Consider the following 21,414-nt stretch of genomic DNA (forward strand, 5'->3'; position numbering starts at 1 on the left):
AATATAATTTTTTTATCTTTTAAGCGTGCTCATGGCGTTGCGCAAAAACATGCTCTTCGATGATTCCCACATAAACCATCGGTATAAATGAGATGAAAAAATGAAATGCTGTTTTCATAAAAAATAAAATTACAGGTTCATTTTATAAAATAAGCATCTCCATATACGCTTCTTCACATTTTTAATTTATGCTTTCATAGAATTATGTCTGCATCACGGGAAGAACAAAATGGATAATGCTGTTGATCGCCACGTATTTTATATTTCTGATGGTACGGCAATTACTGCGGAGGTTTTGGGTCATGCAGTGATGTCGCAATTTCCCGTCACTATCAGCAGCATTACGCTGCCGTTTGTCGAAAATGAAAGCCGTGCTCGAGCGGTAAAAGATCAGATCGACGCCATTTACCAGCAGACGGGCGTACGTCCGCTGGTCTTCTACTCTATTGTTCTGCCGGAAATTCGCGCCATCATTTTGCAAAGCGAAGGCTTTTGCCAGGATATTGTTCAGGCGCTGGTTGCACCATTACAACAAGAGATGAAACTGGACCCGACGCCTGTCGCCCACCGTACCCACGGTCTGAATCCCAATAACCTCAATAAATATGATGCGCGCATAGCGGCAATTGATTACACCCTCGCCCATGATGATGGTATTTCGTTGCGCAACCTCGATCAGGCACAGGTGATCCTGCTCGGTGTTTCCCGCTGTGGAAAAACGCCTACCAGTTTGTATCTGGCGATGCAGTTTGGCATCCGGGCGGCAAACTACCCCTTTATTGCCGACGATATGGACAATCTGGTCCTGCCAGCGTCACTCAAACCGCTGCAACATAAACTGTTCGGCCTGACTATCGACCCAGAGCGGCTGGCGGCCATTCGTGAGGAACGCAGGGAGAACAGCCGCTATGCCTCGCTGCGCCAGTGCAGAATGGAAGTAGCTGAAGTAGAAGCGCTGTACCGCAAAAATCAAATCCCGTGGATCAACAGTACCAATTATTCGGTAGAAGAGATTGCTACCAAGATCCTCGATATTATGGGGCTGAATCGAAGAATGTACTAGATAACTAGTATAAGGGTTCGTCTTTTTGTTATTATGCCGCCAATTGCGCAAGGCGTTGCCTGCCCCGCTCTTGAAATCAGCAGGGATTGGTTTATCGTGATGCGCATCACTTCCTGGCAACCCTGCCATTGAAGCAACAAATTTCTGAGAGTTGTAATGAACAGAACTGACGAACTCCGTACTGCGCGTATCGAGAGTCTGGTAACGCCCGCCGAACTCGCGCTACGGTATCCCGTAACGCCTGGCGTTGCCAGGCATGTCATCGATTCCCGACGCAGAATTGAAAAAATACTGAATGGTGAAGATAAGCGACTGTTGGTCATTATTGGCCCCTGCTCGATCCACGATCTAACCGCCGCAATGGAGTACGCCAGCCGTCTGCAGACGCTGCGAAACCAGTATCAGTCACGACTGGAAATCGTCATGCGTACCTATTTTGAAAAACCACGTACCGTTGTCGGCTGGAAAGGTTTAATTTCCGACCCGGATTTAAACGGCAGCTATCGCGTAAATCACGGCCTGGAACTGGCACGTAAGTTACTGTTGCAGGTGAATGAGCTGGGCGTGCCCACCGCGACTGAGTTTCTCGATATGGTGACCGGTCAGTTTATTGCCGATCTAATTAGTTGGGGAGCAATTGGCGCGCGTACAACCGAAAGCCAGATCCACCGTGAGATGGCTTCGGCGCTCTCCTGCCCGGTAGGTTTTAAAAATGGTACCGACGGCAACACACGGATTGCCGTGGATGCTATCCGCGCTGCCCGCGCCAGCCATATGTTCCTTTCGCCGGATAAAAACGGTCAGATGACCATCTACCAGACCAGCGGCAACCCGTATGGTCACATTATTATGCGTGGCGGCAAAAAACCAAACTACCACGCCGATGATATCGCCGCTGCCTGTGATACGTTGCATGAATTTGATTTACCTGAACATCTGGTAGTGGATTTCAGCCACGGCAACTGCCAGAAGCAGCATCGTCGTCAGTTAGAAGTCTGTGAAGATGTTTGCCAACAAATCCGCAATGGCTCCACGGCGATTGCCGGAATTATGGCGGAAAGTTTCCTGCGCGAAGGCACGCAAAAAATCGTCAGCGGAACCCCGCTCACCTATGGTCAGTCGATCACCGATCCGTGCTTAGGTTGGGAAGATACTGAAAGCCTGGTCGAAAAACTCGCCGCTGCGGTGGATACTCGTTTCTAGGTGATTGCCCATTCCCACAGGAATGGGCAACTCAGACAATGTTAACTCGAACAACTGACTTCCAGTTGTTTGCCCCAATCCGGTGGACGACAGACATAATCGTCATCACGATCGCTGAAAGGATTACGCAACGCCTCATGCAGGCGGTGTAGTTCCGTCATATCGCCCTGTTCAGCCGCCTCGATAGCCCGTTGCGCCAGCCAGTTGCGCAACACCAGCGCCGGATTAACGTTCAGCATACGTTGCCGTCGTTCACTATCGCCAACGTCATCCTGCTGTAAACGCGCCCGATAACGTGCAAACCAGTTATCAAACGCTACGCGGTTAATAAACTCATCACGTAACGGTGAAGCCGCGCTGCGCTGTTCAGTCTGACTCAGCATACGAAACGTGCGGGTATAGTCGCTACGTTCGCGCGCCATCAAGCTGAATAATTCATTAAGCAGCATATTGTCCTCTTTTTGTGCCGTCATGAACCCCAGCTTCTGGCGCATACGTTGCCCATAATGGCTTAACAAAACTTGTTGATAGCTGTCCAGCGCCTCATTCAACGCATCGACGGCAATAAACGGCGACAATGTCTGCGCCAGACGCTGTAAATTCCACAACGCTACGGCAGGTTGATTATCAAAACTATAACGCCCCTGGTGATCAGAGTGATTACAAATAAAACCCGGCTCATAATCATCAAGAAAACCAAACGGCCCGTAATCGAGCGTCAGCCCGAGAAGAGACATGTTGTCGGTATTCATTACCCCGTGAGCAAAGCCGACCGTCTGCCAGCAGGCAATTAACGAAGCCGTACGCGCGACAACATCTGTAAACCAGAGGCGATATTTATCCTCATCATTCAGAAGATGCGGCCAGTAATGGCGAATGGCGAAGTCAGCCAACTGGCGAACTTTTTCCGGCTCCCGGCGATAGTAAAAATGTTCAAAATGACCAAATCGTAAATGGCTTTGCGCCACGCGCATCAGCATCGCGCCTGATTCGACCGTCTCCCGGTAGACCGGCGTATCACTGGTAACAATGCTCAATGCGCGCGTCGTCGGAATGCCCAGGTGATGCATTGCCTCACTGGCAAGACTTTCGCGGATTGTCGATCGCAATACCGCCCGTCCATCTCCCATCCGTGAATACGGTGTTAGCCCCGCGCCTTTCAGATGCCAGTCCATTGTGCTGCCATCTGCCAGCTGCTGTTCGCCGAGTAAAATGCCGCGCCCGTCCCCCAGTTGTCCCGCCCAGATGCCAAACTGATGGCCGCTGTACACCTGGGCCAACGGTGACATACCTGGCAGTAATGCTTCACCGCCCCAGACACCTGCGCCGTTTTCAAACAATGACGATGGGATATCCAGCGTGTTAGCCAGTTCAGCATTATGCCAAATCAGCCGGGCATTATTTAAAGGCGTAGGGGAAAGTGCGGTATAGGTTGCCGGCAATTCATCGCGCCAGCGGGTAATAAAAGACAGAGTCATAGATCCTCCTGTTTGACAGTGTAGACGGTTAATCTCGTCTTAAACACCAGCAAACAGGAGGGTTATCGCTGCACCAGTGTTGTTACCTGACTTACGGGAACGGCGGGCCACAGGCCCCCTTGAAAAGCGTGAAAATTAAACGGTGCTACCTGTGTCAACATCTCTGGTGTGTCAATGCCAGACACAATGATACTATTGCAGCAGGGTGAAATTTGCGCACAGAGTGCACGAATAAATGGGGCAAAGGATGAATGTGATATTTGCCGTTGAACAAAGTTCTTATCCAGCATAACGCGGCTAAAAAGCCCATCAAAGATCGCGTTCATCGTACTGTTGCCCGCGCCCAAATTGCCCAAAACAAGTGAATAAATTTGCGATAAGTGCAAAAGCTCGCAATTATCTTTTCCCGCATTAAGTTGTGGATAACTTTCAGTTATCAGCAATTCAATAAAAGAAAATTTTAATAATTCGCCTGTGTTATTATCACCGTTTAATAAGCGTTTTGTTACTTGTGGTGTTAAATTAATCCAGGCAAATATTTTGTGCTGAATAAAAAAGTGCTGGCATGATTCGAGTAATTTCAGTTGCTCGGTGAATAGCTGCCAATGCTGCGCTTCTGAGCATTGCGCCAGCACTCGCGTTGCAGGAATACGAACCTTGCCGTCTGAGCTGGAAAAATGGGTTATTATCTCTACTCCAACAAGATGTTGCTGACTATCTCTTATTGGCTGAAAATAGTAATCAGAATGATAAAGACTCTCCAGTAAAACCTTCATGGTAATCGCCTTTTTATAAGGATTTTTTTACTATCCTGCAAAAAAGGATATCGTCATAAATCATAACAAAGGCAGAATGGATAATTTTCATTTTTTCCTTGTTACCCCCTTTTTCAGGGCGTCCTTTTTCAGATTATCCTTATTATAAACCAATATTATGTTTTCGGTTTTTTATCTATAAAAATTTGCCTTATTCAGAAGAAAATGGGCTGCGATGTATCATCACGGCCCATTTCCAAAGGAACTATATTCGTCTTGCTTGCCAGAAGTTTTTCTGCCAGTAAACGTTATCGAGAGAGGAGCGCATCACCCCTTTGCTGGTTGATGCATGGATAAATTGGTTGTTAGTGTCGTAAATCCCCACATGCAACCCATTTTGACCAGAACCGGTCTTGAAAAAGACCAGGTCGCCGGGAAGCAGATCGTCTTTATCAATTTCAGTGCCAATAGATGCCTGTTGTTTTGTTTCTCGCGGGAGCTGTAAATCAAAACGATCTCGCATCGTCACAACAACAAACCCCGAACAGTCCACCCCGCTACGACTCATTCCGCCATAACGATAAGGTGTACCATGCCAGCTTTGTAGTTGATCGTTCAAACCGGCAATGACAGTAATTGAGTCAGAAAGCCTGGCGTTTGGCGGTGGTGCCTTATGATGGCTACACCCTGCCAGAAACAGTGCTGTGATTAAAATAAGGCAGAAACGCATTCCGTACGATTCCTCTGTTTGTTTTTTTATTCTTGCACTAATTTAGCGTCGAAATTACCTGATTTTCAAGATGCTATTGATGTCAGGTCGTCGGAATCAGCATTCTATGACCTTCAATGTCCAGACGACGGAAGTTCATCCCATAAGCCAGGGCCAGATTCGATGGCGTCAGTACCTCATCCCGACGCCCGCTGACTAGCAGTTTTCCTTGTTTAAGTAGCCAGGCCCGGTGCGCATGGCGCAGCGTATGATTCAGGTCGTGGCTGCTCATCACAATAGCGAGTCCTTGCTGACAAAGCGCGCTCAATATCTTATCTAATGCGTTTTGTTGGGCAACATCAAGGCTATTCATCGGCTCATCCAGCAACAGCAATTGTCCCGAGGGATTTGCTTGCGGCATGATTTGTAACACCACCGCCGCAAGGCGTACCCGTTGCCACTCGCCACCGGAGAGTTGATTAGTACTACGTCCCAGCTTGTCGCCGAGGGCCAACGCCTCCGCTACATCATTTAACAAATCGGTACGCGCTTTATCATGCTGATGCAATGACAGATAGTGCCATACCGGCATAGCAAACGGAGGAATTTGCTGTTGTGAAAGATAAGCGCGATGCAGCGCAAGTTTCGTTGCGGGCCAGGTATCCAGAGGCTGACCAGCAAATTGAATACGCCCCTTACCACTGGTCATTCCGGCCATTCGCGCCAGTAACGTGCTTTTGCCCGCGCCGTTCGGCCCCACAAGATGTAGGATCTCCCCTGCCCGAACCTCGCCAGAAAGCGGCCCCAGACGGGTTGATTCCGCCACATCCTGTAACTGCATCACAATAGACATTATTTCGCCAACGCCAGTTTAATGCTTTCTATTACGATGGGATCTTCTGGTGTCATATCCGGGGAAAAACGCTGAATGACCTTCCCGTCTCTCCCCACCAGAAATTTTTCAAAATTCCACAAAATATCACCAGGATACAACGGCGCACGGCCTTTGCTAACCATTCGTGCGTAGAACCCGCTCTCTTTCGGCGCAACGGCCGTCGGCGCAGCGGCAATCAGTTTTTGGTACAGCGGATGCCGCCTTTCACCATTGACTTCAATCTTACTGAACATCGGGAATGTCACTCCCCAGGTTGCGGTGCAGTAAGTTTTTATCTCTTCATCACTGCCAGGTTCTTGTTCAAGAAACTGGTTGCATGGAAATCCCAACACGACAAACCCGCGATCACTCCAGGTTTTCTGGATATTCTCTAACTGTTCATATTGCGGCGTCAGACCACACTTCGAAGCAACATTGACGATCAGCAACACATTACCAGCATACTTCTCCAGCGTGGTTGCTTCGCCGTTAATTGTCTTCACTACGGTTGTCAGAATTGAATCTTGCATCATGTCTCCTGGATGAGAACAATAAAAATCTTAGTTTTTAATCATAGCCCGTCTTTTGGCGGCTAACGTCCCGCTTTTAGCAACAACCAGATAAACACTGGCGCTCCCAACGTTGCGGTAACTACGCCAATAGGTAGCTCTGCAGAAGCCAGCACCAGACGAGCGGCAATATCAGCCAGCAGCAACGCTGTAGCCCCAGCCAGCGCACAACCAGGAAGTAATACGCGATGATCGGTTAACCCGCATAAGCGCAGAATATGGGGGATAACCAAACCAATAAATCCAATAGCGCCCGCCAGCGCCACGCTAACACCCACCATCCAGCCCGTTGCAGCCACCAACACATTGCGCCAGAACCACAGAGGCAAGCCGAGTTGTCGTGCTGAAATCTCGCCAAGCGATAACATATTCATTGGTCTGGATTGACAACAGATCCACAATAGTACAGGAACAAGCCCTACCATCAACCAACTTTGCCGCCAGTCAACGCCGCCAAAGCCGCCCATCATCCAGTACATCAACTGACGTAAGTCAACAGACGTGGAAAAGTAGATAGCCCAGGTCATTAATGCGCTACAGATAATCCCTAACGCAACGCCTGCCAGCAGTAACCGACTGGTCGAAAGATGCCTGCGGGCGAAACGCAGAAGAATCAGGGTAATGAGGAGTGCGCCGGCAATAGCGCAAAGTCCCAGTGCCCAGTTAGGTAATTGTCCTTGTCCCAGCAATACGGCGGCAATAAGTCCAACACCTGCGCCATTAGAGACGCCGAGCAGCCCCGGCTCAGCCAGAGGGTTTTCAAACAGCGCCTGCATAACTGCGCCAGACAACGCCAGGGCTGCGCCGACCAGGAGTACCGCCAGCGTGCGGGGTAAACGAATTTGCCAGACGAAGAGCTCGCCGTGCGGAGTAAACCAGTCAGTGGGGGAAATCCATTGTTCACCTGCACAAAGGCTCAGGAGAAGTGTCAGCAGCATCAGAACTGACAGGCTAAATAACCAGCGTACGTTTTGTCGCTGTTGTTGGCGGGCGAGAGTCAGCATAGTATCCGTTCAGCTGCAAAGTCATTATGTTGATTTTACGGTGACTATCCTGGAGTGAAAAGAAAAAAGGCCGCGAAGCGGCCTTTTTAATTAGATCAGATTACTCGTCTTTAGGCGAGGCGTTTTCGACCCGGCTTTTTAATTTCTGCCCTGGTCTGAAAGTCACCACGCGTCGTGCTGTAATGGGAATATCTTCGCCCGTTTTCGGGTTACGTCCCGGGCGTTGATTCTTATCACGCAGATCGAAGTTACCAAAACCAGAGAGTTTTACCTGCTCGCCGTTTTCCAGAGCGCGACGGATCTCTTCGAAAAACAGTTCAACCAGTTCTTTGGCATCCCGCTTGCTAAGCCCAAGCTTATCAAACAGATATTCTGACATTTCAGCTTTTGTAAGCGCCATAGGTTCAATCCCTCAATGATGCCTGGAATCGCTCTTTTAATGCCTCTACACATTTGGCGACGGTAGCGGCAATCTCCTCTTCTTCGAGTGTACGGCTGGTATCTTGCAGGATCAGGCTTATGGCGAGGCTCTTATACCCCTCCGCAACACCCTTACCACGGTACACGTCAAATAAGTTTACGCCAACTACCTGATTTACGCCAACTTTCTTACATTCGGATAAAATATCCGCTGCGGGAACGTTTTCTGCGACCACCACCGCGATGTCACGACGGTTCGCCGGGAAGCGTGAAATCTCGCGCGCCTGAGGCACCACGCGGTCTGCGAGCTTGTTCCACTCCAGTTCAAAGACCAGAGTGCGACCGTTAAGATCCAGTTTACGTTCCAGTTCAGGGTGAACAACCCCAATAAAACCAATACGTTCACCTTTCAGATAAATCGCCGCAGATTGTCCCGGATGCAGTGCCGGGTTTGCTTCTACACGGAACTCAACATCGGCCAGTTTACCGGTCAGGTCGAGAACGGATTCAAGATCGCCTTTCAAATCATAGAAATCAACGGTCTCTTTTGCCAGGTTCCAGTGTTCCTCGTAACGGTTACCGCAAATCACACCGGCTAACATCAGATCCTGACGAATGCCCAACGGTGCCTGAGTGTCTGGAACGAAGCGCAGACCGCTTTCGAAAATGCGTACACGGTTTTGTTGGCGATTCTGGTTATACACCACAGTTGCCAGCAAACCAGTCCACAAAGAAAGACGCATTGCCGACATTTCAACCGAGATCGGACTTGGCAGCAACAACGCTTCTACGCCCGGATGAATCATCTGCTGAACTTTCGGATCAACAAAACTATAGGTGATCACTTCCTGATAGCCTTTGTCGTTGAGCAGCGTTTTCACGCGCTTGAGCGACAGGTCAGCTTCGCGATGAGTGCCCATAATCAGGCTTGCCTGTACCGGCTCATCCGGGATGTTGTTGTAGCCGTAGACTCGCGCCACTTCTTCGACCAGATCTTCTTCAATCTCCATATCGAAACGCCAGCTCGGCGCAACAGCCTGCCACTCATCCTTGCCTTCAGTCACTTCACAGCCGAGACGACGCAGAATGCCAGTCACCTGTTCATCGGCAATATGATGGCCGATCAGACGATCCAGTTTGCTACGACGCAGAGTAATGGTCGCACGCTTCGGCAACATGGCTTCATTGGTGATATCGATAACCGGGCCCGCTTCACCGCCGCAGATGTCAATCAGCAGACGAGTCGCACGCTCCATTGCTTTGTGCTGCAACGCCGGATCAACACCACGCTCGTAACGATGAGACGCATCGGTATGCAGGCCATGACGACGAGCACGACCGGTGATAGACAGCGGACTGAAGAAAGCACATTCCAGCAGAACGTTTTGCGTTTCGTCATTTACGCCAGAGTGTTCGCCACCGAAGATACCGCCCATCGCCAGCGCCTTGTTGTGGTCGGCAATGACCAGAGTGTCAGCATTCAGCTTCGCTTCAGTACCGTCAAGCAGCACCAGCGTTTCACCCTCTTTCGCCATTCGCACCACAATGCCGCCTTCAATGCGATCTTTGTCGAACGCGTGCATCGGCTGGCCCAGTTCGAGCAGCACATAGTTGGTTACGTCAACCACTGCATCGACAGAACGAATACCGCAGCGACGCAGTTTTTCTTTCATCCACAGCGGAGTTGGCGCTTTAACGTTAATGCCTTTTACCACACGACCGAGATAGCGTGGGCAGGCTTCCTGCGCTTCTACCGTAATTGGCAGCGTATCGTCGATGGTTGCGCCAACCGGAACAATTTCCGGTTCAACCAACGGCAACTGGTTCAGCACAGCAACGTCACGCGCAACACCAATGATGCCTAAGCAGTCAGCACGGTTTGGCGTTACGCTGATTTCGATGGTGTTGTCATCAAGTTTCAGGTATTCACGGATGTCAGTGCCGATCGGCGCATCCGCAGGCAATTCAATAATGCCGTTGTGATCATCAGAAATGCCCAGCTCGGAGAAAGAGCACAGCATCCCTTCAGATGGCTCACCACGCAATTTTGCCGCTTTAATTTTAAAATCGCCCGGCAGCACCGCACCAATGGTCGCTACCGCCACACGCAGGCCCTGACGGCAGTTTGGCGCGCCGCAGACGATATCGAGCAGACGCTCGCCGCCAACGTTAACTTTCGTCACACGCAGTTTGTCAGCGTTCGGATGTTGCGCACACTCAACTACCTCACCAACAACCACACCGTGGAAGCTACCGGCAACCGGTTCTACACCGTCAACTTCCAGACCCGCCATAGTGATTTGATTTGCCAGCGCGTCGCTATCAATCGCCGGGTTCACCCATTCGCGTAACCACAGTTCACTGAATTTCATAATCTATTCCTGCCTTATTTAAACTGTTTGAGGAAACGCAGATCGTTTTCGAAGAATGAACGCAGGTCGGTGACGCCGTAACGCAACATGGTCAGACGCTCCATCCCCATCCCGAAGGCGAAACCAGAGTACACTTCTGGATCGATACCAACGTTACGCAACACGTTCGGATGCACCATCCCGCAGCCCAGCACTTCCAGCCATTTACCGTTTTTACCCATGACGTCCACTTCTGCAGACGGTTCAGTGAATGGGAAGTAAGACGGACGGAAGCGAATCTGCAAGTCTTCTTCAAAGAAGTTACGCAGGAAGTCGTGCAGCGTGCCTTTCAGGTTGGTAAAGCTGATGTTGGTATCAACAATCAGACCTTCCATCTGATGGAACATCGGCGTGTGAGTCTGGTCGTAGTCGTTACGATAAACGCGGCCAGGCGCAATAATACGAATCGGTGGCTGCTGGGCTTTCATGGTGCGGATCTGTACGCCAGAGGTCTGGGTACGCAGCAGACGGGTAGCATCAAACCAGAAAGTGTCGTGGTCAGCACGCGCCGGATGGTGACCAGGAATATTCAGCGCATCGAAGTTATGATAATCATCTTCGATTTCCGGCCCGGTCGCCACTGTAAAGCCAAGCTCACCGAAGAAACTTTCGATACGGTCGATGGTACGGGTCACTGGATGCAGGCCACCGTTCTCAATACGACGTCCCGGCAAGGAAACATCAATGGTTTCCGCCGCCAGACGCGCATTTAGCGCTGCGCTTTCCAGTTCGGCCTTACGCGCATTCAGCGCTTGCTGAACTTGTTCTTTCGCTTCGTTGATAACCGCACCAGCTGCCGGACGCTCTTCTGGCGGCAACTCACGCAGAGTCGTCATCTGAATGGTTAAGTGCCCTTTTTTACCCAAATATTCGACGCGCACATTGTCTAACGCGGCAACATCTGACGCCTGGCTAATGGCCGCCTTCGCACTGGCAACCAGTTCTGCGAGATGTGACATGGTTTTCCTCATTGTGTCGGTGGTGACACTGGTTCGTTGGACTTAGAGCCCATCCCATCAGGCTATTTTACTTGCCATTTTGGTCCCGGGCAGTGCTTGAAAACCTCACGTACTTAAATACGCTCCAGTTTCTCCACGCTGGCCGTGTCCAGTCTGGTTACGACAATTACGCCAGATGAGACAGGCTTTTTATTTTTCAAAACACGCATACAAAAAAAGCCTCCACTGGGAGGCTTTCAGGCGCTGTTTTCCGTTTCTCTTCTCACGCGCTAGCCTCCTGAAGTCAGGTGCTAAAGTAAAAAAAGAAGCGGAAAATAGCAGCATTCATTGCTTGCGTTACCTTTTGGTACTCTTCAAAAGACCTTTATTGAAAAGGCTATGGCGATAAAAGTCAATGTTCTGATGGTGTTGAAACGAAAAGAGGGAGACGGGCTCCCTCTTTCAACTGGCTTATGCCAGAGCTGCTTTCGCTTTTTCAACCAGAGCGGTGAACGCTACTTTGTCAAATACAGCGATATCAGCCAGGATCTTACGGTCGATTTCAACAGAGGCTTTTTTCAGGCCATTGATGAATTTGCTGTAAGAAATGCCGTTCTGACGTGCTGCTGCGTTAATACGCGCAATCCACAGTTGACGGAACTGACGCTTACGTTGACGACGGTCACGATAAGCGTACTGACCAGCCTTGATAACAGCCTGGAAGGCAACACGATATACGCGAGAACGCGCACCGTAGTAACCTTTGGCTTGTTTCATGATTTTCTTGTGACGTGCGCGTGCAATTACACCACGTTTTACGCGAGCCATATGTGCTCTCCTGTATCTATATTCTAATTAAAAAGTTAAAAACGTTAACGGCTTATGCGTACGGCAGGCACGCGATTACCAGACCCAGATCGCCTTTGGAAACCATGGCTTTCGGACGCAGGTGACGTTTACGTTTAGTCGCTTTTTTGGTCAGAATGTGACGCAGGTTAGCGTGCTTGTGCTTAAAACCACCTTTACCGGTTTTTTTGAAGCGCTTAGCAGCACCGCGTACGGTCTTAATTTTTGGCATTTTAATAACTTCCACTTCGCATTGTTAATAAACGAAACAAAGGCGAACAAAATCTGTGAAGCCCAAAGGCTCCACAGACAGTGCTACTTGAAGGCCTTACTGTTTCTTCTTAGGAGCGAGCACCATAATCATCTGACGGCCTTCGATCTTCGTTGGGAAGGATTCGACCACTGCCAGTTCTTGCAAATCGTCTTTCACGCGGTTAAGCACTTCCATACCGATTTGCTGGTGGGCCATCTCACGACCACGGAAACGCAGTGTGATTTTGGCCTTATCGCCATCTTCCAGAAAACGAATCAGGCTGCGGAGTTTTACCTGATAGTCGCCTTCATCTGTACCAGGACGGAATTTAATTTCCTTAACCTGGATAACTTTTTGCTTTTTCTTCTGTTCCTTAGAAGACTTGCTTTTTTCATAGAGGAATTTGCCGTAATCCATGATACGGCAAACCGGCGGCTCGGCGTTAGGGCTGATCTCGACTAAGTCTACTCCGGCTTCTTCAGCTTTCTCCAGAGCTTCTCTCAGACTCACAATACCAAGCTGCTCGCCTTCCAGACCTGTTAAGCGAACTTCCTGGGCGCGAATTTCGCCATTAATACGGTTAGGGCGCGCCGTTTGAACTCGTTTTCCGCCTTTAATACCTTATTCCTCCAATTGTTTAAGACTGCGGCTGCGAATCTCTTGTTGCAGCTTCTCGATCACTTCATTGACGTCCATGCTTCCCAGGTCCTTACCACGGCGGGTGCGAACGGCAACTTTGCCTGATTCCACCTCTTTATCACCACAGACCAGCATATATGGGACACGACGCAAAGTGTGCTCGCGGATTTTAAAGCCAATCTTCTCATTTCTCAAGTCTGCTTTAACACGAATACCTGCATTTGATAGTTTTTGCGTCAATTCGTTAACGTATTCAGACTGAGAATCAGTAATGTTCATGATAACCACCTGAACCGGCGCAAGCCAGGTCGGGAAGAAACCAGCGAACTCTTCGGTCAGGATGCCGATGAAACGTTCCATCGACCCAAGAATTGCGCGGTGAATCATTACTGGCACCTTACGCTCGTTGTCTTCGCCTACATAGGAAGCGCTCAGACGAGACGGCAAGGAGAAGTCCAGCTGTACCGTACCGCACTGCCATGCACGATCGAGGCAGTCATACAGTGTAAATTCAATTTTCGGACCATAGAAAGCGCCTTCACCCAATTGATACTCAAACGGGATGTTGTTTTCTTCCAGCGCAACTGCCAGGTCCGCCTCAGCACGATCCCACATTTCGTCGCTGCCAATTCGTTTTTCAGGACGAGTGGAAAGTTTGACCACGATCTTCTCGAAGCCAAAAGTGCTGTACATATCATAGACTAAACGGATGCATCCGTTAACTTCATCGCGAATTTGTTCTTCAGTACAGAAGATATGCGCGTCATCCTGGGTGAAACCACGTACGCGCATCAGGCCATGCAGAGAGCCTGACGGCTCATTACGATGGCAGCTACCAAACTCAGCCATACGCAGCGGCAGATCGCGATAAGACTTCAGCCCCTGGTTGAAAATTTGTACGTGCCCCGGGCAGTTCATCGGCTTAATGCAGTATTCACGGTTCTCTGAAGAGGTGGTGAACATCGCATCTTTATAGTTGTCCCAGTGACCGGTTTTTTCCCACAGGACGCGGTCCATCATGAAGGGACCTTTAACTTCCTGATACTGGTACTCTTTCAGTTTAGAACGAACGAACACTTCCAGTTCACGGAAGATTGTCCAGCCGTCGTTGTGCCAGAACACCATACCCGGCGCTTCTTCCTGCATATGGTACAGATCAAGCTGTTTACCGATTTTACGGTGGTCGCGCTTAGCGGCTTCTTCCAGGCGTTGCAGGTAAGCGTTGAGAGCTTTTTTATCCGCCCACGCAGTCCCGTAAATACGCTGCAACATTTTATTGTTGCTGTCGCCGCGCCAATAGGCCCCTGCCGTTTTCATCAGTTTGAAATGGTGGCAGAAACGCATGTTCGGTACATGCGGACCGCGGCACATATCGACATATTCTTCGTGGAAATAGAGGCCTGGCTGGTCATCATGGGCGATGTTTTCGTCCAGGATAGAAACTTTATAGCTCTCGCCGCGTTTAACAAAAGTTTCACGCGCTTCGTGCCAGCTGACTTTCTTCTTAATGACGTCGTAGTTTTTCTCAGCAAGCTCATGCATCCGCTTCTCGAGTGCTTCGACATCTTCCTGGGTTAACGTGCGGTCAAGATCAACGTCGTAGTAGAAACCGTTGTCAATAACCGGGCCGATTGCCATTTTGGTATGCGGCCAAAGTTGTTTAATCGCGTGCCCTAACAAGTGCGCGCAGGAGTGACGAATGATCTCCAGACCTTCTTCGTCTTTTGCGGTAATGATCGACAGTTGTGCATCGTTTTCAATCAGATCGCAAGCATCAACCAGTTCGCCATTTACACGCCCTGCAATACAGGCTTTTGCCAGACCTGGACCAATGTCCAGCGCAACATCCATGGGGCTTACAGCGTGGTCGTAATGGCGTTGACTGCCATCAGGAAGAGTTATAACGGGCATTTTATATCCTTATTTGCAGTGGTGACCCACACGAAAGATCACATACAAAGAAAAAATTTGTTTATTTACAATTCATTGCGAAACCATCTAGCCAACAAATGCTAAATTGGTGCGCAATCAGGTACACAAATGAAAGACATTAACCTCTCACCTTCCACCCGGGCAACTGATGTTAACACTAAAAAAAGGGGGATTACACCATTCAGTTTCACATTGATACATTCGTAATTCGTTTGCCGCGGGAACCTTATCAAAATATTTAACGAATACCTGACAACAACACAACAGCGCATCCGGGATTTTACTGCTTCGATGTCAATTTATTGTGCGCATTTCAACTTATTTAAAGAACATACTGGACTACATCGAGAAAGAACAAATTGATACTGAAGCATATATCCCCAAAAAACATCATCAAAAAAACAGAAAAACACAGTCTCTCCATTAAAGAGAAACGGCAAAATCAAACTAACGAAACACTACTCAACAATTGAGGCTATACAGCAACACGTATCCTTTCATCGAGATACGGAGTTCAGGGAGTTACTTCAATATCCACCGAAAGGAAGTTGTATTATCTTACTTAGCAAAAGTTGTTCCTCTTGCTAAAGGCTATTCTTTTAGTCAGCACCAATTATTCACACCACTGGCTGCGAAGAATTACGACGGTATACCAAGTATACATATTGCCATTCACCATAGTCACCATCATATTTTATGTCTACGCAAATACAATTTATCAAATAAGTTAAGCATACCCCAGATGAATTCCAGCATATCTGCAATTAATTACTATTAATTTTTTGTGGCAGTTATCATTTACACCGCCATCTTTATTAATTTCATTAAATAGCGCTGTAAGTCAGAAGCCCCACTCTTCAACGTTTGCCATCTAAACAAAAATCCCTTTATGTCAACGCCTTTTGTTACACTTCGTTATCAAGTGTAAACGAAAAACGGAACAACGATATGCCGACAAAACGCTTTGACAAAAAACACTGGAAAATGGTGGTAGTCCTGCTGGTTATTTGCGGCGCAATGCTGTTACTGCGTTGGGCGGCAATGATCTGGGGTTGAATGGTGGCGAGTGAATGCAGCCAGACCGCATTACACGGCCCGGCAGATACTATTACATGCTGTAGCCCAACGATAGCGTCGTCCGACGATCGGTATGCTCCGGCGCGGATTCCGGCGGTTCAGAATTCCATGTGACGTTGTACGCGACTTTCAGACCAAAATGCTCATTAATGGCGACATTCAACGCACTTTCCGAGTTCAGCGTTGTGTCTTCCGCACCAAAGACGGAAACCCCCTGGGTAAATTTAGTGTTGTCCGTTAATTGCCATGCATAGGCCCCGGAAGCATAACCCAGTGGCTGAGTCTCACTGGCATTGTCAGTATATTTGTCGTAACGCACGCCCGGGCCGAATTCAAAGCGAAAGCTGTGTACCGGACCATTCAAAAACTGACGACCGTAACCAGCAGTCAACACATCGCGCTCGCGATAACCGTTATAGCGGTCTGTCAACCAGCTCGCCTGGCCAAAAAGATAGTCGTAGTCAGTTAAATTAAAACGGCTACGTCCACCCGCCGCATATTTTTCTGAAGAACGTTCATCGTTAGATGAGGTATTGCTGGCATTTCCCCATAGCGACCAGGCAGTAGAATGTCCATACCAGGTCATGGTGGTGTCAGCCGTTAATGAAGAACTTTTCGTGTTGCCTGATTGTGCAAGATATCCTGCATTCAGATTACCTTCGAACGGTTTTTTGGCACTGGCAGGATCGTCCATGACAGTAAAAACGGAATCATCGGCAGTTGCATTCAATGACGCAAACATGCCCCCCGCCAACATAACGATAGCAGGAACTGTCTTCAAAAGCTTCATTTATCAAGGGTCCGTACAACAAAAAAAGAGACCATCGAGGTCCCGGAATCTTTCTTAAGGATCAAAGAGTAGCGTCCCTGGAAAGGTAACAAATTATAAAAAGGCGCGAATAACTTAGCAATGAATTCTTATTTCATTTTTTGAATAAGCACGTTGTGAAAACAGATATTTATTTATATATCTTTTCATCATTGATTTTAAATAAACATCTAATAAATCATATTGTTAATTTCTTCACTTTCTACAGATTCGGTGCCAGACTGAAATCAGCTTACAGGAGGAAATGATGGTACGTATCTATACGTTGACACTTGCGCCTTCTCTCGATAGCGCAACAATTACCCCGCAAATTTATCCCGAAGGAAAATTGCGCTGTACTGCGCCAGTGTTTGAACCTGGCGGTGGTGGCATTAACGTCGCCCGCGCTATTGCTCATCTCGGCGCAAGCGCTACAGCAATCTTCCCGGCTGGCGGCGCAACCGGAGAACATCTGGTCTCGCTGCTGACCGACGAACACGTCCCTGTTGCCACTGTGGCAGCCAAAGACTGGACTCGCCAGAATCTACATGTACATGTGGAGTCAACAGGCGAGCAGTACCGGTTTGTCATGCCCGGCGCGACATTAAGTGAAGATGAATTTCGCCAACTCGAAGAACAAGTTCTGGAAATTGAATCGGGAGCCATTCTGGTTATTAGTGGAAGTTTACCCCCCGGCGTGAAACTGGAAAAATTAACCCAGTTGCTCTCCGCTGCACAAAAACAAGGGATTCGTTGCATTGTTGACAGCTCCGGCGAAGCGCTAAGCGCGGCACTGTCGATTGGTAATATTGAATTAGTTAAACCTAACCAGAAAGAGCTCAGTGCGCTGGTTAATCGCGAACTCACCCAACCGGATGATGTACGCAAAGCTGCGCAAGAAATTGTTAATGATGGCAAAGCCAAACGGGTCGTCGTTTCCCTTGGTCCTCAGGGGGCGCTGGGGGTTGATAGTGAAAGCTGCATTCAGGTCGTACCGCCACCGGTGAAAAGCCAAAGTACCGTTGGTGCCGGTGACAGCATGGTAGGAGCCATGACGCTGAAGTTAGCAGAAAATGCCTCTCTGGAAGAAATGGTCCGCTTTGGGGTAGCTGCAGGCAGCGCCGCCACGCTCAATCAGGGAACACGCCTGTGCTCTCATGACGATACACAAAAAATTTACGCTTATCTTTGCCACTAATAGAGACATTCCCCCACGGTGGGGGAATCGCCACAAACCTGTCGGCAACGTCTTTCTCCGACTATGCTCAAAAGTTATGGGATAACAAAGGGGTGAATTATGTCCAGTGGAGATCTTGTCCGTTATGTCATCACCGTTATGCTGCATGAGGAGACATTGATTGACATTAACGAATTAAATAATTATCTGACCCGCAATGGTTTTCTGCTCACCATGACAGATGATGAAGGCAAGATTCATGAGCTGGGAACGAATACCTTTGGGCTTGTCAGTCCCCAAAGTGAAGAGCAAATAAGAGAACTGGTTTCGGGGCTCAGCCAAAGTGCAACAGGCAAAACACCTGAAATCACGATCGCCACCTGGGAGGCGTGGAATAGCGACAGAAAATAAATGGTTTTTGAGCAATAATCAGTCTGTGGTGTGCGTTAGCTCGTGTTTTTACACCGCGTTTTTGCGCTAACCTTATGATCTGGCAGACAACATGGGAGAGACATCATGTGGCAGGCAATCAGTCGTCTTTTGAGCGAGCAGTTAGGTGAAGGCGAAATCGAACTGCGTAATGAACTGCCTGGCGGAGAAGTCCATGCCGCATGGCATTTGCGTTATGCGGGGCGTGATTTTTTCGTCAAATGTGATGAAAGGGAACTGCTTCCCGGCTTCACCGCTGAAGCCGATCAACTGGAATTACTGTCTCGCAGTAAAACCGTCACGGTGCCAAAAGTCTGGGCTGTTGGCGCTGACCGCGACTACAGTTTTCTGGTGATGGACTATCTCCCACCTCGCCCGCTGGATGCACATAACGCATTTATTTTAGGGCAGCAAATTGCACATCTACATCAATGGAGCGACCAACCACAATTCGGCCTCGACTTCGATAATGCCCTTTCTACAACGCCACAGCCCAACACCTGGCAACGTCGCTGGTCAACATTTTTTGCTGAACAGCGAATTGGCTGGCAGCTAGAGCTGGCGGCAGAAAAAGGGATCGCCTTTGGCAATATCGACGCCATTGTCGAACATATTCAGCAGCGCCTGGCCTCGCATCAACCACAGCCTTCCTTGCTACACGGCGATTTGTGGTCCGGGAACTGCGCGCTGGGTCCAGATGGTCCGTACATTTTCGACCCCGCCTGCTACTGGGGTGACAGAGAGTGTGATTTAGCGATGCTGCCGCTGCATACCGAACAGCCGCCACAAATTTACGACGGCTATCAGTCAGTTTCACCGCTACCGTCAGATTTCCTCGAACGTCAACCGATTTATCAACTCTACACTTTGCTAAATCGGGCAAGATTGTTCGGCGGGCAACATTTGGTTATTGCTCAGCAATCGTTAGATCGCTTGTTAGCGGCATGAGAGGGTGACTCACACAGAAGAGTACCGTTTTTTCGGTACTCTTCCCGACGGACATCTAAATATCGCCTTTATTGCAACGTATCCTGGTCAGGTAAATGAATTCCACTTTGTGCCAGTAAGCCCATTTGGCAGTACATTGCACAGGCAGCATCAATAATTGACATCGCCAGTGCAGCGCCGCTACCTTCGCCAAGACGCATATCGAGATGAAGAAAAGGCCGCAACTCAAGATAATCCAGTGCCAGCCTCGCCCCCTTCTCTGCTGAGAAATGAGAAGGAATACAGTAATTTTTGACCTCTGGCGCTATCTGGCAAGCAGCTATTGCCGCAGCATATGAAAGAAAGCCATCTAACACCACCGGCAATCCACATGCGCCAGCCCCCAGGATAACACCTGTCATGCCAACCAGATCATAACCACCCACTTTAGCCAGAACATCGATAGCATCCCGTGCATCGGGTTTGTTGATATGTATCGCCTGGCGAACTATCGACTCTTTATGGCCAACGCGATTCTGTGGCAAATTAGCACCAATCCCAACAACATCATGTGGATCGCTACCTGTCAAAACAGCAATAACCGCCGAGGCTGATGTCGTATTCGCTATTCCCAGTTCCCCTACGCCAAAAACCGAAATGCCTTCCTTCGCGCGTTTTTTTACAAGTCTGGCACTAGTCAGTAGAAGATGTTCAGCGTCCTGACGCGACATCGCCGGCCCCGTGGCTATATTGCCGCTGCCCTTTGCAAGTTTGATATTAAGCATGTTATCAATGGGCTCACAATCAATGCCGATATCGACTGGCAGCACCGATGTCTGGTTAGTTCGCGCCAGTACGCAAACACCGGTAATTCCTTTTAACATGTTGAGCGCCTGAAGCCTGGTCACTTCTTTCGGCGATACCGCAACACCTTCATCAAATACGCCATGGTCAGCACACATAACAATAATTTCTTTTTGTAAATTATTGAGTTGCTTAATCCCCCACATCCCCGATATTTGTATAGCCAGGCTCTCAAGACGTCCAAGGCTGTTTGTCGGCTTGACTAACCCATCAATATGTTGGGCTGCTACCTGCATTTTTTGTTTATTCAGCGGTCTGATCAATGCAATCAGATCCTTTACTGTTTCCATCCTTGTCATCCTTATTTGTCGGTTTGCAACATGCTTATACGTCAACTGCCTTTGATCTTGACGCCAATGCCAGAGACCACCAGCCACACCTCCTGTGCCGCTTGTGCAAGTTTTTGATTTGCCCTGCCGGAAATATCGACAAAATGACGGGCCAGCCGATTTTCTGGCGTAATACTCATCCCCAGTTCATTGGTCACAACAAATATCGGAGCCGATGACTGCTGGCATGCCGTAATAAGCTCGTCCACCTGCTGTTGTAGTACAGCCTCCAGAGCGGTGAAATCCAGAGTGTCAGGTGAAGCGCCACCACTCGCCTCATAAAGCAAATTGGCCAGCATTGTCGTGATGCACTCCAGCACAACACCTTCGCCAGGCTGTACATGGTGGCGAATCACGTCGCCGATATCGCGATACCCCTCCCAGGTGCGCCAGTGTGCAGGACGCTGTGCCCGATGTTTTTTAACGCGTTGCGCCATTTCATCGTCTGTGATCACGGACGTGGCAATGTAAAGAACGCGTTCGCACTGTGACAGGGCCAACTGTTCAACGTGGGCGCTTTTACCGCTACGCGCCCCTCCTGTGACCAGGATCATGTTGGGATCTCCAGGTGCTTATGATAAATATCATTAATATCGACACGCTCTCTCATAACGCTCGCTAATACATTAAAATCAGTAGAAGATACAACATGATAAGAGAGCGCTGCTTCGACATTTTCCCGCTATGGCTCGCTCATTTTTATCGTCCA

23 protein-coding genes and 1 other annotated feature are annotated in these 21,414 nt (G+C 49.0%); of the genes, 6 read left to right on the forward strand and 17 right to left on the reverse strand.

All coding sequences use genetic code 11. The features are described from left to right. Nucleotides 1-229 precede the first annotated feature (229 nt). Nucleotides 230-1,063, forward strand: coding sequence for a posphoenolpyruvate synthetase regulatory kinase/phosphorylase PpsR (ppsR, locus tag PS053_RS03560; RefSeq protein ID WP_000368058.1), 834 nt, complete (start codon nucleotides 230-232; stop codon nucleotides 1,061-1,063). A gap of 156 nt (nucleotides 1,064-1,219) precedes the next feature. Then, entirely contained in the window at nucleotides 1,220-2,266 is a 1,047-nt protein-coding gene (gene aroH / locus PS053_RS03565; protein WP_001082208.1) for a 3-deoxy-7-phosphoheptulonate synthase AroH, read from the forward strand. Nucleotides 2,267-2,307: 41 nt separating this feature from the next. Here the strand turns inward: aroH and selO are convergent, their stop codons facing one another. The 14 genes from selO to thrS all read right to left on the reverse strand — a co-directional run bounded on the left by selO (nucleotide 2,308) and on the right by thrS (nucleotide 15,073). Further along, on the reverse strand, nucleotides 2,308-3,744 hold the full coding sequence (selO, locus tag PS053_RS03570) for a protein adenylyltransferase SelO (RefSeq protein ID WP_256878955.1): 1,437 nt from the start codon (nucleotides 3,742-3,744) through the stop codon (nucleotides 2,308-2,310). A 62-nt stretch (nucleotides 3,745-3,806) separates the two neighbouring features. Continuing rightward, nucleotides 3,807-4,520, reverse strand: coding sequence for an EAL domain-containing protein (locus PS053_RS03575; protein ID WP_256878954.1), 714 nt, complete (start codon nucleotides 4,518-4,520; stop codon nucleotides 3,807-3,809). A 244-nt stretch (nucleotides 4,521-4,764) separates the two neighbouring features. Next, a complete protein-coding gene (locus tag PS053_RS03580) occupies nucleotides 4,765-5,229 on the reverse strand; it encodes a C40 family peptidase (protein WP_001209772.1) in 465 nt (154 codons plus the stop codon). A gap of 82 nt (nucleotides 5,230-5,311) precedes the next feature. Next, on the reverse strand, nucleotides 5,312-6,061 hold the full coding sequence (gene btuD / locus PS053_RS03585; RefSeq protein ID WP_000029449.1) for a vitamin B12 ABC transporter ATP-binding protein BtuD: 750 nt from the start codon (nucleotides 6,059-6,061) through the stop codon (nucleotides 5,312-5,314). Further along, the gene (locus PS053_RS03590; RefSeq protein ID WP_059238080.1) at nucleotides 6,061-6,612 is read right to left on the reverse strand and encodes a glutathione peroxidase; all 552 of its coding nucleotides are present in this window, start codon (nucleotides 6,610-6,612) and stop codon (nucleotides 6,061-6,063) included. The genes btuD and PS053_RS03590 overlap by 1 nt, the downstream gene beginning before the upstream one ends. A gap of 62 nt (nucleotides 6,613-6,674) precedes the next feature. Beyond that, a complete protein-coding gene (btuC, locus tag PS053_RS03595; RefSeq protein WP_000956545.1) occupies nucleotides 6,675-7,655 on the reverse strand; it encodes a vitamin B12 ABC transporter permease BtuC in 981 nt (326 codons plus the stop codon). Between the two features lie 100 nt (nucleotides 7,656-7,755). After that, nucleotides 7,756-8,055 (reverse strand): integration host factor subunit alpha, encoded by a 300-nt coding sequence (ihfA, locus tag PS053_RS03600; protein WP_001229265.1) that lies wholly within the window; start codon nucleotides 8,053-8,055, stop codon nucleotides 7,756-7,758. Nucleotides 8,056-8,059: 4 nt separating this feature from the next. Beyond that, entirely contained in the window at nucleotides 8,060-10,447 is a 2,388-nt protein-coding gene (gene pheT / locus PS053_RS03605; protein WP_054410923.1) for a phenylalanine--tRNA ligase subunit beta, read from the reverse strand. A 14-nt stretch (nucleotides 10,448-10,461) separates the two neighbouring features. Continuing rightward, entirely contained in the window at nucleotides 10,462-11,445 is a 984-nt protein-coding gene (gene pheS / locus PS053_RS03610) for a phenylalanine--tRNA ligase subunit alpha (protein ID WP_256878953.1), read from the reverse strand. A 209-nt stretch (nucleotides 11,446-11,654) separates the two neighbouring features. Further along, nucleotides 11,655-11,779, reverse strand: a sequence feature (Phe leader region). Then, nucleotides 11,729-11,773, reverse strand: a complete 45-nt coding sequence (gene pheM / locus PS053_RS03615) for a pheST operon leader peptide PheM (protein WP_001386830.1) — start codon at nucleotides 11,771-11,773, stop codon at nucleotides 11,729-11,731. (Overlaps the previous feature by 45 nt.) A 116-nt stretch (nucleotides 11,780-11,895) precedes the next feature. After that, the gene (rplT, locus tag PS053_RS03620) at nucleotides 11,896-12,252 is read right to left on the reverse strand and encodes a 50S ribosomal protein L20 (RefSeq protein ID WP_000124856.1); all 357 of its coding nucleotides are present in this window, start codon (nucleotides 12,250-12,252) and stop codon (nucleotides 11,896-11,898) included. 52 nt (nucleotides 12,253-12,304) lie between these two features. Further along, on the reverse strand, nucleotides 12,305-12,502 hold the full coding sequence (rpmI, locus tag PS053_RS03625) for a 50S ribosomal protein L35 (protein ID WP_001124225.1): 198 nt from the start codon (nucleotides 12,500-12,502) through the stop codon (nucleotides 12,305-12,307). Nucleotides 12,503-12,598: 96 nt separating this feature from the next. Then, nucleotides 12,599-13,141 carry a translation initiation factor IF-3 gene (infC, locus tag PS053_RS03630; RefSeq protein WP_032274990.1) on the reverse strand — a complete coding sequence of 181 codons (543 nt, stop codon included), beginning with the start codon at nucleotides 13,139-13,141 and terminating at the stop codon, nucleotides 12,599-12,601. A 3-nt stretch (nucleotides 13,142-13,144) separates the two neighbouring features. Further along, a complete protein-coding gene (gene thrS / locus PS053_RS03635) occupies nucleotides 13,145-15,073 on the reverse strand; it encodes a threonine--tRNA ligase (RefSeq protein ID WP_001144207.1) in 1,929 nt (642 codons plus the stop codon). Between the two features lie 969 nt (nucleotides 15,074-16,042). Between thrS and yniD the strand changes: the two genes are divergently transcribed. Beyond that, on the forward strand, nucleotides 16,043-16,150 hold the full coding sequence (yniD, locus tag PS053_RS03640) for a small membrane protein YniD (RefSeq protein ID WP_001142446.1): 108 nt from the start codon (nucleotides 16,043-16,045) through the stop codon (nucleotides 16,148-16,150). Nucleotides 16,151-16,202: 52 nt separating this feature from the next. Here the strand turns inward: yniD and PS053_RS03645 are convergent, their stop codons facing one another. Further along, nucleotides 16,203-16,961 (reverse strand): DUF481 domain-containing protein, encoded by a 759-nt coding sequence (locus PS053_RS03645; RefSeq protein WP_000771405.1) that lies wholly within the window; start codon nucleotides 16,959-16,961, stop codon nucleotides 16,203-16,205. Between the two features lie 286 nt (nucleotides 16,962-17,247). On the opposite strand from PS053_RS03645, the gene pfkB reads away from it, so the two are divergent. The 3 genes from pfkB (at nucleotide 17,248) to PS053_RS03660 (ending at nucleotide 19,533) form a co-directional block, all read left to right on the forward strand. Further along, the gene (pfkB, locus tag PS053_RS03650; RefSeq protein WP_059241644.1) at nucleotides 17,248-18,177 is read left to right on the forward strand and encodes a 6-phosphofructokinase II; all 930 of its coding nucleotides are present in this window, start codon (nucleotides 17,248-17,250) and stop codon (nucleotides 18,175-18,177) included. A gap of 99 nt (nucleotides 18,178-18,276) precedes the next feature. After that, nucleotides 18,277-18,567 carry a type V toxin-antitoxin system endoribonuclease antitoxin GhoS gene (gene ghoS / locus PS053_RS03655; protein WP_000094309.1) on the forward strand — a complete coding sequence of 97 codons (291 nt, stop codon included), beginning with the start codon at nucleotides 18,277-18,279 and terminating at the stop codon, nucleotides 18,565-18,567. A gap of 105 nt (nucleotides 18,568-18,672) precedes the next feature. Next, a complete protein-coding gene (locus PS053_RS03660) occupies nucleotides 18,673-19,533 on the forward strand; it encodes a fructosamine kinase family protein (RefSeq protein WP_000267667.1) in 861 nt (286 codons plus the stop codon). A gap of 68 nt (nucleotides 19,534-19,601) precedes the next feature. On the opposite strand, the gene cobT is transcribed toward PS053_RS03660, so the two are convergent. Both cobT and cobU read right to left on the reverse strand, forming a co-directional pair. Then, on the reverse strand, nucleotides 19,602-20,666 hold the full coding sequence (gene cobT, locus PS053_RS03665; protein ID WP_000450791.1) for a nicotinate-nucleotide--dimethylbenzimidazole phosphoribosyltransferase: 1,065 nt from the start codon (nucleotides 20,664-20,666) through the stop codon (nucleotides 19,602-19,604). A 41-nt stretch (nucleotides 20,667-20,707) separates the two neighbouring features. Beyond that, on the reverse strand, nucleotides 20,708-21,259 hold the full coding sequence (cobU, locus tag PS053_RS03670) for a bifunctional adenosylcobinamide kinase/adenosylcobinamide-phosphate guanylyltransferase (RefSeq protein ID WP_000604783.1): 552 nt from the start codon (nucleotides 21,257-21,259) through the stop codon (nucleotides 20,708-20,710). Nucleotides 21,260-21,414: the final 155 nt, after the last annotated feature.

It is taken from the genome of Escherichia albertii (genome assembly GCF_028622335.1).
GTDB lineage: Bacteria > Pseudomonadota > Gammaproteobacteria > Enterobacterales > Enterobacteriaceae > Escherichia > Escherichia albertii.

Excerpts from the sequence above, each read along its gene's own strand:
- ppsR (WP_000368058.1), top strand. The coding sequence starts at position 230 with ATGGATAATGCTGTTGATCGCCACGTATTTTATATTTCTGATGGTACG.
- aroH (WP_001082208.1), top strand. The coding sequence starts at position 1,220 with ATGAACAGAACTGACGAACTCCGTACTGCGCGTATCGAGAGTCTGGTA.
- selO (WP_256878955.1), bottom strand. The coding sequence starts at position 3,744 with ATGACTCTGTCTTTTATTACCCGCTGGCGCGATGAATTGCCGGCAACC.
- PS053_RS03575 (WP_256878954.1), bottom strand. The coding sequence starts at position 4,520 with ATGAAGGTTTTACTGGAGAGTCTTTATCATTCTGATTACTATTTTCAG.
- PS053_RS03580 (WP_001209772.1), bottom strand. The coding sequence starts at position 5,229 with ATGCGTTTCTGCCTTATTTTAATCACAGCACTGTTTCTGGCAGGGTGT.
- btuD (WP_000029449.1), bottom strand. The coding sequence starts at position 6,061 with ATGTCTATTGTGATGCAGTTACAGGATGTGGCGGAATCAACCCGTCTG.
- PS053_RS03590 (WP_059238080.1), bottom strand. The coding sequence starts at position 6,612 with ATGCAAGATTCAATTCTGACAACCGTAGTGAAGACAATTAACGGCGAA.
- btuC (WP_000956545.1), bottom strand. The coding sequence starts at position 7,655 with ATGCTGACTCTCGCCCGCCAACAACAGCGACAAAACGTACGCTGGTTA.
- ihfA (WP_001229265.1), bottom strand. The coding sequence starts at position 8,055 with ATGGCGCTTACAAAAGCTGAAATGTCAGAATATCTGTTTGATAAGCTT.
- pheT (WP_054410923.1), bottom strand. The coding sequence starts at position 10,447 with ATGAAATTCAGTGAACTGTGGTTACGCGAATGGGTGAACCCGGCGATT.
- pheS (WP_256878953.1), bottom strand. The coding sequence starts at position 11,445 with ATGTCACATCTCGCAGAACTGGTTGCCAGTGCGAAGGCGGCCATTAGC.
- rplT (WP_000124856.1), bottom strand. The coding sequence starts at position 12,252 with ATGGCTCGCGTAAAACGTGGTGTAATTGCACGCGCACGTCACAAGAAA.
- rpmI (WP_001124225.1), bottom strand. The coding sequence starts at position 12,502 with ATGCCAAAAATTAAGACCGTACGCGGTGCTGCTAAGCGCTTCAAAAAA.
- thrS (WP_001144207.1), bottom strand. The coding sequence starts at position 15,073 with ATGCCCGTTATAACTCTTCCTGATGGCAGTCAACGCCATTACGACCAC.
- yniD (WP_001142446.1), top strand. The coding sequence starts at position 16,043 with ATGCCGACAAAACGCTTTGACAAAAAACACTGGAAAATGGTGGTAGTC.
- PS053_RS03645 (WP_000771405.1), bottom strand. The coding sequence starts at position 16,961 with ATGAAGCTTTTGAAGACAGTTCCTGCTATCGTTATGTTGGCGGGGGGC.
- pfkB (WP_059241644.1), top strand. The coding sequence starts at position 17,248 with ATGGTACGTATCTATACGTTGACACTTGCGCCTTCTCTCGATAGCGCA.
- ghoS (WP_000094309.1), top strand. The coding sequence starts at position 18,277 with ATGTCCAGTGGAGATCTTGTCCGTTATGTCATCACCGTTATGCTGCAT.
- PS053_RS03660 (WP_000267667.1), top strand. The coding sequence starts at position 18,673 with ATGTGGCAGGCAATCAGTCGTCTTTTGAGCGAGCAGTTAGGTGAAGGC.
- cobT (WP_000450791.1), bottom strand. The coding sequence starts at position 20,666 with ATGGAAACAGTAAAGGATCTGATTGCATTGATCAGACCGCTGAATAAA.
- cobU (WP_000604783.1), bottom strand. The coding sequence starts at position 21,259 with ATGATCCTGGTCACAGGAGGGGCGCGTAGCGGTAAAAGCGCCCACGTT.